The 11872-nt window shown below is 76.2% G+C and carries 11 protein-coding genes and 1 riboswitch; of the genes, 6 read left to right on the plus strand and 5 right to left on the minus strand.

Features of this window, described 5'->3' with window-relative positions:
- The first annotated feature begins 74 nt into the window (after positions 1–74).
- The gene (locus ACFSJS_RS20500) at positions 75–1589 is read left to right on the plus strand and encodes a phytoene desaturase family protein (RefSeq protein WP_380902493.1); all 1515 of its coding nucleotides are present in this window, start codon (positions 75–77) and stop codon (positions 1587–1589) included.
- Between the two features lie 37 nt (positions 1590–1626).
- Here ACFSJS_RS20500 and ACFSJS_RS20505 read toward each other — a convergent pair whose 3' ends face one another.
- The 5 genes from ACFSJS_RS20505 to ACFSJS_RS20525 form a co-directional block, all read right to left on the minus strand.
- Positions 1627–2598, minus strand: coding sequence for a hypothetical protein (locus tag ACFSJS_RS20505; protein WP_380902495.1), 972 nt, complete (start codon positions 2596–2598; stop codon positions 1627–1629).
- Positions 2599–2619: 21 nt separating this feature from the next.
- Complete coding sequence (gene metF, locus ACFSJS_RS20510; protein WP_380902497.1) at positions 2620–3537, minus strand: methylenetetrahydrofolate reductase [NAD(P)H]; 918 nt, start codon at positions 3535–3537, stop codon at positions 2620–2622.
- Between the two features lie 143 nt (positions 3538–3680).
- Positions 3681–4328 carry a thiamine phosphate synthase gene (thiE, locus tag ACFSJS_RS20515; protein ID WP_380902499.1) on the minus strand — a complete coding sequence of 216 codons (648 nt, stop codon included), beginning with the start codon at positions 4326–4328 and terminating at the stop codon, positions 3681–3683.
- Between the two features lie 167 nt (positions 4329–4495).
- A complete protein-coding gene (locus ACFSJS_RS20520; protein ID WP_380902501.1) occupies positions 4496–4861 on the minus strand; it encodes an Rv2175c family DNA-binding protein in 366 nt (121 codons plus the stop codon).
- Between the two features lie 32 nt (positions 4862–4893).
- Positions 4894–6147: an NAD(P)/FAD-dependent oxidoreductase gene (locus ACFSJS_RS20525; RefSeq protein ID WP_380902503.1), complete on the minus strand. Its 1254-nt coding sequence runs from the start codon at positions 6145–6147 to the stop codon at positions 4894–4896.
- 160 nt (positions 6148–6307) lie between these two features.
- Positions 6308–6420, plus strand: a riboswitch (TPP riboswitch).
- Here ACFSJS_RS20525 and thiO point away from each other — a divergent pair.
- The 5 genes from thiO to ACFSJS_RS20550 all read left to right on the plus strand — a co-directional run bounded on the left by thiO (position 6418) and on the right by ACFSJS_RS20550 (position 11838).
- Positions 6418–7563 (plus strand): glycine oxidase ThiO, encoded by a 1146-nt coding sequence (thiO, locus tag ACFSJS_RS20530; RefSeq protein ID WP_380902505.1) that lies wholly within the window; start codon positions 6418–6420, stop codon positions 7561–7563. Its footprint overlaps the riboswitch before it by 3 nt.
- Positions 7560–7793, plus strand: a complete 234-nt coding sequence (thiS, locus tag ACFSJS_RS20535; RefSeq protein ID WP_380902507.1) for a sulfur carrier protein ThiS — start codon at positions 7560–7562, stop codon at positions 7791–7793. The genes thiO and thiS overlap by 4 nt, the downstream gene beginning before the upstream one ends.
- A gap of 7 nt (positions 7794–7800) precedes the next feature.
- The gene (locus ACFSJS_RS20540; protein ID WP_380902509.1) at positions 7801–8598 is read left to right on the plus strand and encodes a thiazole synthase; all 798 of its coding nucleotides are present in this window, start codon (positions 7801–7803) and stop codon (positions 8596–8598) included.
- 184 nt (positions 8599–8782) lie between these two features.
- Entirely contained in the window at positions 8783–10744 is a 1962-nt protein-coding gene (pknB, locus tag ACFSJS_RS20545; RefSeq protein WP_380902511.1) for a Stk1 family PASTA domain-containing Ser/Thr kinase, read from the plus strand.
- A gap of 314 nt (positions 10745–11058) precedes the next feature.
- A complete protein-coding gene (locus ACFSJS_RS20550; protein ID WP_380902513.1) occupies positions 11059–11838 on the plus strand; it encodes a transglycosylase SLT domain-containing protein in 780 nt (259 codons plus the stop codon).
- Positions 11839–11872: the final 34 nt, after the last annotated feature.

Genomic DNA, 11872 nt, shown 5'->3' on the forward strand with positions numbered 1-11872 from the left:
ACTCAGGTACTCCTACCCCCCTCTGCGTACGGCCGCCCGAAGCCGTTACCCTCACCCGACTAGAGTCCCTGGTCATGGCAGGGACTGTGGTGGTAGGCGCCGGCATGGGCGCGATGGCGGCCGCCGCCCGGCTGGCCGTCGCCGGCCGGCGGGTGACGGTGTACGAGCGGACGGACACCCACGGCGGCGCGGTGCGCCGCCTGGAGCGGGACGGCTTCGGCTTCGACACCGGTCCGGGGCTGCTGCACCTGCCGGCCGTCTGGCGCGACCTGTTCGTCAAGACCGGACGCGAGCCCCTGGAGGCGTGCGTGGAGCTCGCCGAGGTGGAGCCGGCCGTGGAGCACGTCCTGGCCGACGGCACGGTGGTCCGGCTGCCGGGCGGCTCCAGGGGCGGGACGGTCGACGCGCTGGACGCCGCGCTCGGCGCGGGCTCCGGCGAGCGGTGGAGCGCGCTGCTGGGCCGGGCCCGGGTGGCGTGGGAGGCCACCCGGCGCCCGCTGCTGGAGGAGCCGCTGGTCTCCGCGGCCGACCCCGGGCCGCTGGCCCGCGACCCGTACCCGGCGCGGCGGCCGGGACTGCTGCGCCGCCGCGCCCCCGCGCTGGCCGCCGCGGCCCGCGCCGAGCTGCGCGATCCGCGGCTGGTGGCGCTGCTGGAGGGCTGCGTGCTGTCCTACGGGCTCGATCCGCGCCGCGCCCCCGCGAGCGCCGCCGTCCTGCCCTACCTGGAGCAGACCTTCGGCACCTGGTACGTCGCCGGGGGGATGCGCGCGCTGGCGGACGCGGTGCACCGGCGCTGCCTGGAGCGCGGCGTGGAGTTCCGCTTCGGTGCGCAGGTGTCGGGGATCGTGGTGGAGGACGGCCGGGCCGCGGGTCTGGAGCTGGCCGACGGCAGCCGGGTGGCGGCCGACGCCGTGGTCTGCGGTGCCGACCCGCGGCCGATGTACGGCGACCGGGCCGCCGGGGCGGACGGCGGCCCCGGATACGCGGTGGGACGGCTGACGGTGCTCCTGGCGCTGCGCGGCGGACGGCCGGAGGGGACCGCGCACCGCACGGTGGTGCACGCCTCCGCTCCGGGCGGTCCGGTGTGCACCGTCACCGTGCTGCGGCCCGGCGATCCCGCCCTGGTGCCCGACGGCGCCCACGAGTCGGCGGTGCTGTCGGTGGTCGTGCCGCCGCACCGCGCGGGAGCCGGGCGGCCGGACGGACTCTCCGGAGCCGGTGCGCGGGCCTGGGACGGCGGTCCGGTGGACTGGACGGCGCCGGGCGCGGCCGAGAGGGCCGCCGACGAGGCGCTGGCGGCGGTGGACGCCGCCGGGCTGGGCCTGGGAGGGCGGCTGCTGTGGCGCGAGGTGCGCACCCCGGCCGACACCGAGCGGGAGACGGGGGCGCCGGGCGGTGCCGTGCCCGCCCCGGCGCTGGCGGGCGCGGGGGGCGCGTTCCTGCGGGCCGCCAATCTGACGCGCACGGCCGGGCTGTACCGCGCGGGCGGCTCGGCGCACCCCGGGGGCGGCCTGGCGCACGCCGGGATGTCGGGCGCGCTGGTCGCCGGACTCGTCGTCGAGGGCGACGACTGGCGCGGCTCGCGGTGAGCCGCCGGGCCCGGCGGCTCACCGCGGGCCCGGTGGTTCAGTGGCGGGGCTGCTCCCCGTAGTGGTGGCCGGCGCCGAAGGGGGCGCCGTAGCCGTCGTACCCGGCGCCCTCCCAGGCCCCCGGCCCGTCCTCCCCGGGGCCGTGGCGCTGTTCGGCGTCGCGCTGCTGCGGCACCCAGACCCCGTCGGGGGGCGCCTGCCCGGCGTACGGGTCGGGGGAGTAACCGGTGGCGTAGGCGGTGGTGTGGGGAGTGCCGTAACCGCCGGAGGAGTAGGACGGGCCGGGGGCGGCCGCGTACCCGTCCTCCGGGGAGGGCTGACCGGGAACGCCCGCGTGGGGCGCGGGGGTGCCCGCACCGTACCCGTGGTCGTACCCGTATCCGTACCCGTGGTCGTACCCGTACCCGTGGGGCTCCCCGTACCCGTGGGGCTCCCCGTAGCCGTGGCCGGGATCGGCGGCGGGCGCGGCCTGCGCGTACCGGCCGTCCCCGGCGTCTCCGCCGGCTCCGGCGTACTCGTCCCCCGCGTCCTGCCCCCGCGGTCCGGACGGCTCGCCGAAGGCGTCGTCATCCCGCCGGTAGACGCCGTAGCCGCCGGTGTCGTCGGGCAGCGGCTCGGGCCGGTAGGCGGGCTCGGGCGCCTGCGGGGGGTGGACCTCCAGTCCGGAGATCTCCAGGCGGGGGTCGGCGTCCCGGGGCGGCAGGGGCCGCCGCTCGCGGCGGCGCCTGCTGCTGCCGGGCTTGCCGCCCAGCGCCCATCCCGCGGTGAAGCCGCGGCGGTAGGAGAGGGTCACCAGGGTCTGGCCGACGGCGAAGGCCGCGGCGCCCGCCGAGATGACCAGCAGCGAGAGCACCGTCGAGGAGACCGCCACCACCCCGAGCACCACCGCGGCGAAGCCCGCGAAGGCCAGCAGCCGCCAGCGAAGCCGCGCCTTGTACTGCAGCAGCACCTCGGCCAGCAGCCACACCGCGACGGCGCCGAACGCGATGTAGAGGAGCGTCCACCCCACGTACGTCCTCCCCACCCGCCCCTAGCCCCGTCGGTGCAGGCCCAGGTTCTCGTAGATCTCCAGGGTCGCCGTGGAGTGGTTGAGGGTGATGAAGTGGAGTCCGGGGACGCCCTCCGACATCAGCCTCGCGCACAGCTCCGTGGCGTACTCGATTCCCAACGAGCGTACAGCGGAAGGATCGTGTTCGACCGCGAGGATGCGCTCGGCCAGCTCCGGCGGGAAGGCCGCGTTGCTGAGCTTCGCGAACCTCTCGATCTGCCGCACGTTCGTGACGGGCATGATCTCCGGGATGATCGGGGTGTCGCAACCCGCCGCGGCCACCCGGTCCCGCAGGCGCAGGTAGTCGTCGGCGTGGAAGAACATCTGCGTGATGGCGTAGTCGGCCCCGGCCCGGCACTTCTCCACGAAGTACCGGATGTCGCTCTCCCAGTCGGTGGAGCGCGGATGCATCTCGGGGAAGGCGGCGACGCCGACGCAGAAGTCCCCCGACTCCTTGATCAGCCGGACGAGCTCGGCGGCGTAGGTGATGCCCTGCGGGTGGGGTATCCACTCCCCCGTCGGGTCGCCGGGCGGGTCGCCGCGGACCGCGAACATGTTGCGGATGCCGGCGTCGGCGTACTGGCCGATGACGTTGCGCAGCTCGGCCACGGAGTGGTTCACCGCGGTGAGGTGGGCGACGGGGGTGAGGGTGGTCTCGGTGGCGATCCGCTCGGTGGCCCGCACCGTTCCCTCGCGGGAGGACCCGCCCGCGCCGTAGGTCACCGACACGAAGGTGGGGGCGACGGCCTCGACGCGGCGAATGGCGTTCCAGAGGGTGCGCTCGCCCTTCTCGCTCTTGGGCGCGTAGAACTCGAAGGAGTACGACTGCTCACCGGAGGCGAGCAGCTCGCGGACGGTCGGCGCGTGATCCGTCCTGGTGGAAGGGGTACCGAGGGCCATGGGGGCAGGCTAACCGCGGAGACGCTCCACCATCGCCTCAACGGGGATTTTCGTCCCTTTTGACGGAATGCTGTCCAGTGGGTGGACAGCCGACCCCTCCCGGCCCCCCCGGAGCCGGGGCGGGACGGGGACGTGCGGAGCCCTCAGAGTGCGCGCAGCCGCTTCGCCAGCTCCGCCGCGGCGGCCCCCGGGTCGTCCGCCTCGGTGATCGCGCGGACCACCACCACCCGCCGTGCTCCCGCCCGCAGCACCTCGTCCAGGTTGGAGGCGTCGATCCCGCCGATGGCGAACCAGGGCCGCTCGGGCTCGCGCGCGGCGGCGTAGCGGACCAGGGGCAGTCCGGGGGCGGGCCGTCCCGGCTTGGTGGGGGTGGGCCAGCAGGGCCCGGTGCAGAAGTAGTCGACGCCGGGCTCGGTCAGCGCCGCGTCCACCTCGGCCTCGCTGTGGGTGGAGCGGCCGATCAGGACGTCGTCGCCCAGGATCGCGCGGGCGGCGGGCACCGGCAGGTCGCCCTGGCCCAGGTGCAGCACGTCCGGGCCGGCGGCGTGGGCGACGTCCGCGCGGTCGTTGACGGCGAGCAGCTTCCCGTGGCGGCGGCAGGCGTCGGCGAAGACGGCCAGGTGCTCCAGCTCCTCACCGGCCTCCATGCCCTTGTCGCGCAGCTGCACGATGTCCACGCCGCCCGACAGCGCCGCGTCCAGGAACGCGGCCAGGTCCCCGCGCTCCCTGCGGGCGTCCGTGCACAGGTACAGGCGTGCGTCGTGGAGCCGCTCTCGTGCGGTGGCTGTCATGCGGGTCTCGTCCCCCCGGGGTCGGGCGTGCGGGTCCCCGCCCCGGTCCGGGGCGGGGACCCGCACGCCGGTGGTTCCGTCGTGCGGTGGTGCTGTCGTGCGGTGGTGCTGCGGCTCCGCGCGTTCCGGCGCGGTACCGCCGTGCGGCGGGGCCGCCGCCGTCCGGCTCAGACGGCCAGTGCCTGGGCCCGCCGCTTCACCTCGGTCCCGCGATTCTCGCGCAGCGCCTGCGCCGGGGTGCCGGGCAGGGAGTCATCGGGCGTGAACAGCCACTCCAGCATCTCCTCGTCGCTGAAGCCGTCGTCCCTGAGGAGGGTGATCGTCCCGGACAGCCCCTTCACGATCCGGCCGTCGCCGATGAAGTCCGCGGGCACCTGGAGCACCTTGTTCTCACCCCGGCGCACCGCGATGAGCTGCCCCTCCCTGATGAACTGCCGCACGCGCGTCACCTCGACGCCGAGCCGCTCGGCGACGTCGGGGACGGTGAGCCAGGCCGGGACGAGAGCATCGATCTTCACGTCAATCTCGGTCACGGAACAAGCCTGCCACCTCGTACCGACAGCCACTAGCGCACGGCGCTCTTCAGGGGGACGGACGGGTCGGCGGCGCGCGCCGGGTCCAGCACCGCGGAGCGTTCGACCAGCTTCCGCCCCTGGGCCAGGTCGCGCGGCCGCCCCACGGCCAGTACGGCGTTCAGCACCCCGTCGCGCAGCCAGCACACCGACCACGCGGCGTCCGCCGGGTCGCCGCGCCACAGCAGTTCGTCGCCGGCGCCGTGGTGGCCCGCGTACTGCACGAAGCGGCCGAACTGCTCGGACCAGAAGTACGGCACCGGGTCGTACGGCGGGGTCTCGGCCTCGCCCGCGACCAGCACCGAGGCGACCGTGCGCGGCCCCTGGAGGGCGTTGTCCCAGTGGTGCACCAGCAGTCGGCGGCCGTAGCGGGCCGAGGGGAAGGAGGCGCAGTCGCCGACGGCGCACACGTCGGGGACGGAGGCGCGCAGGCGGTCGTCGGCGAGGACCGCGCCGTCCCCGCCCAGCGCCACGCCCGAGCCCGCCAGCCAGCGCGTGGCCGGCCGGGCGCCGATCCCGGCGACGACGGCCCCGGCCCGCAGCACCGAGCCGTCGGAGAGCTCCACCTCGACGCGCTCCCCGGGACGCCCCCGGTCGGCGGGGCGCACGGCGGTGACCGCGCGCCCGGTGAGCAGTTCCACGCCCGCCTCCCCGTACCAGCGGCGCATGGGGGCGGCGACCTCGGGCGGCAGCACCCCGGCCAGCGGCCGGTCGGCGGCCTCGACCACGGTGACCCGGCAACCCGCCTCGCGGGCGGCGGTGGCGAACTCCGCGCCGATCCAGCCGGCGCCGACGACCACCACGTCCTGCCGTCCGGCGAGCACCGGCCGCAGCAGGCCGGCGTCGTCGAGGGTGCGCAGCAGGTACACCCCGGGCACCCCCCGGGCGCCGGGCAGCGGCACCGGTTCGGCCCCGGTGGCCAGGACCAGCCGGTCGTAGGGCAGCGGGCCGTCCTCGGTGTCCACCTCCCGGTCGGCGGTGCGCAGGGCCGTGGCGGCCGTCCCCAGGCGCAGGTCCACGCCGAGCGCGTCGAAGTCGACCTCGAAGGCGGTGCCCGCGGCCGTCCCCAGCAGCACGGCCTTGGACAGCGGCGGACGGTCGTACGGCCGGTGGGGCTCGGCCCCGGCCAGGACGATCTCCCCCGCCCAGCCCTGTTCGCGCAGCCGGACCGCGGTCTGCACCCCGGCCATGCCGGCGCCGACGACGAGGATCCGCTGCCTGCTCTGCCGCTCGGTTCGCACACTCACGCGATCACTGTAGGAGGTCGGCGGCCCCGGCGCCCCGGCGCTCCGCCGGGGCTCCCCTTCAGCCCCGCGGAAGGCGGGGCTAGGCTGACGGCAGTCCGGACGGCGGCGCCACGGGACGGAAGGGCCGCCGAGCACACCGGACACGGGATGCGGAAGAAGCGGAAGAACTCGCGGGAGCCCGGCGCACCGGGCTGAGAGGGAGGCTGGAGCGGCCTCCGACCGTACGAACCTGATCCGGGTCATGCCGGCGAAGGGAGGGGCACGGCGCACATGCGTGTGGTGATCATCGGCGGTGGTGTCATCGGGCTGGCCACGGCCTGGCGGACGGCGCAGCGCGGGGCGGGGGTCACGGTCGTCGACCCGGATCCGGGCGGCGGGGCGGCCCGGGTCGCGGCCGGGATGCTGGCGGCCGTCACGGAACTGCACTACGGCGAGGAGGCCCTGCTCGCCCTCAACCTCGCCTCCGCGCGCCGCTACCCGGACTTCGCGGCCGAGCTCCGGGAGGCGTCCGGGCAGGAGGTCGGCTACCGCGCCTGCGGCACCCTGGCCGTCGCCCTGGACGCCGACGACCGCGCCCACCTGCGCGAGCTGCACGCGCTGCACCGGCGCTGCGGACTGGAGTCGACGTGGCTGACGGGCCGGGAGTGCCGCCGCCTGGAGCCGATGCTGGCGCCCGGCGTGCGCGGCGGGCTGCGCGTGGACGGCGACCACCAGACCGATCCCAGGCGGCTGGCGGCCGCGCTGCTGACCGCCTGCGAACGCGCGGGCGTCTCCTTCGTGCGGCAGCGGGCCGAGCGGCTGGCGCTCACCGGCGACCGGGCGTCGGGGGTGGTCCTGGCGGACGGCACCGGGCTGGCGGCCGACCGGGTGGTGCTGGCGGCGGGCAGCGAGAGCGGCCGGCTGGCGGGGGTGCCCGAGGAGGTGCTGCCGCCGGTGCGCCCGGTCAAGGGCCAGATCCTGCGGCTGCGCGTCCCGCCGGTGTACGCCCCGTTCCTCTCCCGCACGGTGCGGGCCGTGGTCCGCGGCGGCCACGTCTACCTGGTGCCGCGCCTGGACGGGGAGCTGGTGCTGGGCGCCACCAGCGAGGAGCAGGGGTGGGACACCACGGTGACGGCGGGCGGCGTCTACGAGCTGCTGCGCGACGCCCACGAGCTGGTGCCCGGCATCACCGAGCTGCCGCTGGTGGAGACCCGCGCGGGCCTGCGCCCCGGTTCCCCCGACAACGCGCCGCTGCTGGGCCCGACCGCCCTGCCCGGCCTGCACCTGGCCACCGGCCACCACCGCAACGGGGTGCTGCTCGCCCCGGTCACCGGCGACGCCCTCGCCGAGGCGCTGACCGGCGGGGAACTCCCCGGCGAGGCCCGCCCGTTCACGCCCCTGCGCTTCTCCCGCACGCTCCAGGAGGTCCGCACATGAGCGACCGTGAAACCGCCACCGCCGCCGCCGTCACCGTCCACGTCAACGGGGAGCCCCGCGAGGTCGCCGCCGGGCTGACCCTGGACCGGCTCGTGGCGGCCCTCACCACCGCCCCCACGGGCGTCGCCGCGGCCGTCAACGAGGCCGTGGTGCCGCGCGGGCAGTGGCCCGCCACCGAACTCGGCGACGGCGACCGCGTCGAGGTCCTGACCGCAGTCCAGGGAGGCTGAACCCGCCATGGCCGACGACCCGCTCACCATCGCCGACACCGTCTTCTCCTCCCGGCTCATCATGGGCACGGGCGGCGCCCCCAGCCTGGACGTCCTGGAGCGCGCCCTGGTCGCCTCGGGCACCGAGCTGACCACCGTCGCGATGCGGCGCGTGGACCCCACCGTCTCCGGTTCGGTGCTGTCGGTGCTCAAGCGGCACGGCATCAGGGTGCTGCCCAACACCGCCGGCTGCTTCACCGCCGGGGAGGCCGTCCTCACCGCCCGGCTGGCCCGCGAGGCGCTGGGCACGGACTGGGTCAAGCTGGAGGTCGTCGCCGACGAGCGCACCCTGCTGCCCGACCCGGTGGAGCTGCTGGAGGCCGCCGAGACGCTGGTGGACGACGGCTTCACCGTGCTGCCGTACACCAACGACGACCCCGTCCTGGCCCGGCGGCTGGAGGACGTGGGCTGTGCGGCGATCATGCCGCTGGGCTCGCCCATCGGTTCGGGCCTGGGCATCCGCAACCCGCACAACTTCCAGCTGATCACCGAGCGGGCGTCCGTCCCGGTCATCCTGGACGCGGGCGCCGGCACCGCCTCGGACGCGGCGCTCGCCATGGAGCTGGGCTGCGCGGCGGTGATGCTGGCCTCCGCGGTCACCCGGGCCCAGGAGCCGGTGCTGATGGCCGAGGCGATGCGGCACGCGGTGGAGGCCGGGCGGCTGGCGCACCGGGCCGGACGCATCCCGCGCCGGCACTTCGCGCTGGCGTCCTCCCCGACGGAGGGCGTGGCGGACCTCGATCCGGAGCGCCCGGCGTTCGGCTAGCGCCGGACCGGTGCGCCCCCGCGCGGTGCGCGACCGGGCCGCGCACCCGGTGCGGCCCGCTCCGCCGTGCCGCACCGGGCCGGGTCGCGGCCGGGCAGCGGTTCCGTCACCGTTCCGCTGCGGTCCGGTGCGCCTGCGGGCGGCGCTGGGGGGAGCGCGGGCGGCGGCTCGTAGACTCTGCGCCGTGGACACCACCCTTCGGGACCCGTTGATCGGGCACGTGCTGGACGGCCGGTACCGCGTGGAGTCGCGGATCGCCGTCGGCGGCATGGCCACGGTCTACCGGGCGCTGGACACCCGGCTGGACCGGGTGCTGGCCCTGAAGGTGATGCACCCCTCCCTCGTCGGCGACGGCTCCTTCGTCGACCGGTTCATCCGGGAGGCCAAGTCCGCCGCGCGCCTGGCCCACCCCAACGTGGTGGGCGTCTTCGACCAGGGCTCGGACGGCGGCTACGTCTACCTGGCGATGGAGTACGTCGAGGGCTGCACCCTGCGCGACGTGCTGCGCGAGCGCGGGGCGCTCCAGCCGCGCGCCGCCCTGGACGTGCTGGAGCCGGTGCTGGCCGCGCTGGGCGCCGCCCACCTGGCCGGGCTGGTCCACCGCGACGTGAAGCCGGAGAACGTCCTGATAGGGGACGACGGACGGGTGAAGGTCGCCGACTTCGGGCTGGTGCGGGCCGTCGGCCAGCAGACCTCCGCCTCCACCGGTTCGGTGATGGGCACCGTCTCCTACCTCGCCCCCGAGCAGATCGAGCACGGCACCGCCGACGCCCGCGCCGACGTCTACGCCTGCGGCGTGGTGCTCTACGAGATGCTGACGGGCGCCAAGCCGCACGCCGGCGGCACCCCGGCCCAGGTGCTCTACCAGCACCTCCAGGAGGACGTCCCGGCGCCGTCCGCCGCCGTCCCCGGCCTGGCGGCCGCGCTGGACGCCCTGGTCGCCCGCTCGGCGGCCCGCGACCCCGGGCTCCGGCCTGCCGACGCGGTGGAGCTGCTCGCCGAGGTCCGCGCGGTGCGGCAGTCGCTGACCGACGGGCAGCTGGACGCCCTTCCCCCCGCCGCCACCGGTGCGGGCGCGTCCGCCGGGGCCGAGGACCCCACCACCGTCCTGCCCCGCCGCGCCCCCGGGACCGGGGGCGCCGCGGGCGGGGCCGCCCCGGAGCACACCAGCGTGCTGCCCGCGCCCGCGGTACCCCCCGGGGAGCCGCCGGCACCCGCCGGGGCGGGTACCGGCAGGCGCCGGACGGGCCCGTTCCGCGGTGCCGGGCCCCGGTCGCGCCGCTCGGTGCCGGCGCTGGTCGCCGCCGTCCTGCTGGTGCTGGGGGGCGTGCTGGGCGTGTGGTACGTCAACTCCGGGCAGTTCACCCGCACCCCCGGGGTGATCGACCTGACCGAGGCCGAGGCCAAGCGGGTCGTCGAGGAGGCCGGGCTGGAGTGGCGGATCGCCCGCGAGCACAGCGACACCGTGGAGCGGGGCCGGGTGGCCTCCAGCGATCCGGGCCGCGGCGAGCGCATCCGCACCAACGGCACGGTGACCCTCACCGTCTCCGAGGGCCCGGAGCGGGTCGAGGTCCCCGACGTGGCCGGGGAGGCGCTCGCCGACGCGCGCCGTCTGATCAAGGAGGCCGGGCTGGAGCCCGGCATGGTGACCAGGGAGTTCTCCCGGGACGTGGAGCGGGGTTCGGTGGTCCGCACCGACCCGGGGGCGGGCAGCGCGCGCCGGCCGGGCACGGCCGTGGCGCTCACCGTCTCCAAGGGGGCGCGGATCGAGGTGCCCGACGTCACCGGGATGCCCGAGGGCGCCGCACGGCAGCGGCTGACCGAGGCCGGGCTGACGGCCGAGACGGCCCCGGAGCGGGTCTTCTCCGGGGAGGAGGCGGGCACGGTGGCCCGGCAGTCCCCGGGCGAGGGCTCGGTCGCGGCCGAGGGCGACACCGTGACCCTCACCGTCTCCAAGGGGCCGGACATGGTCGCCGTCCCCGACGTGGAGGGCATGGGCGAGGAGGAGGCCCGCGCAGCCCTGGAGGAGGCGGGCTTCGAGGTGCGGGTCCGCAGGGTCTTCTTCACCGGGACGGTCTTCGACCAGTCCGTCCGCGGCGGCGAGCGGGCACCGCGCGGCTCGACGATCACCGTCTGGGTGCGCTGACCCGCTCACCGAGCGTTGCTTGAACGGGCATGCGTTGTGAGACGCCCCATAGGACCCAGATCACTTACGAAGGGGCATAGTGGGCATCGCGGCCGCCTGAGCGGCCACGATCGCCGTTCGTGTGCCCGTTGAGCGGAGAACCTACGACTTCGGGTAGTACGTCACACCTTTGTCCCCGAAAGTTCCGGCCGCTAACAATGCAGGAGTCGCCCAGCGCCGAGGAGCAGAACCCGGCGCAATCCGCTCGGCCCCCCTGGCCGGCCCGGCTGATCCGGCTCTGCGACGCAAGCGATCGGAAGAGGTTCTCCTCCCCCATGACCGTGACCCGCATCCTCGACCAGTTCCGCCTGACCGGCACCCGCCTGAACACCACCCAGCGCACCTCCGCCCTCGGCCTGGCCGCCGTCACCGGCGCCGCCACCCTGGCCCTCGGCTTCGCCCCCGGCGGCGAGCAGGGCGACACCCGGGCCGAGGCCAGGCCCGCCGCCGCCTCCGCCGCCCTCCCGGCGGAGACGGCCGCCCAGGCCGACGAGCTCTCGGCCGAGCAGGGCGGGCTGCGCGCCCGCGCCTCCACCGCCTACCAGCAGGCCCAGACCGACGCCGTCGAGGCCGCGCAGAAGGCCGAGGCGGAGAAGGAGGCCGAGGCGGAGAAGGAAGCCGAGGCCCAGGCCGAGACCCGGGCCCAGGTCCAGGCCGAGCGCGCGGCGGAGGCCGGCACCGGCCAGGCCGCCAGCCGTTCGCACGAGCGGGACGCGGCCGCCGCCACCGAGTACCCGGACAACCTCGACGGCTGGATACGCGAGGCCCTGGCCATCATGGAGCGCGAGGGCATCCCCGGCACCTACGAGGGCATCCACCGCAACATCATGCGCGAGTCCAGCGGCAACCCGCGGGCCATCAACACCTGGGACATCAACGCCCGCAACGGCGTCCCCTCCAAGGGCCTGCTCCAGGTGATCCAGCCCACCTTCGACGCCTACCACGTCGAGGGCACCGAGTACGACCTGTACGACCCGGTGGCCAACATCGTCGCCGCGTGCAACTACGCCGCCGACCGGTACGGCTCGATGGACAACGTCGACTCGGCCTACTGACCGGCCCTCCCGCCCGGACGGGACGGCTCCTCCC

The sequence above is a fragment of the Streptomyces desertarenae genome (assembly GCF_042681365.1).
GTDB lineage: Bacteria > Actinomycetota > Actinomycetes > Streptomycetales > Streptomycetaceae > Streptomyces > Streptomyces desertarenae.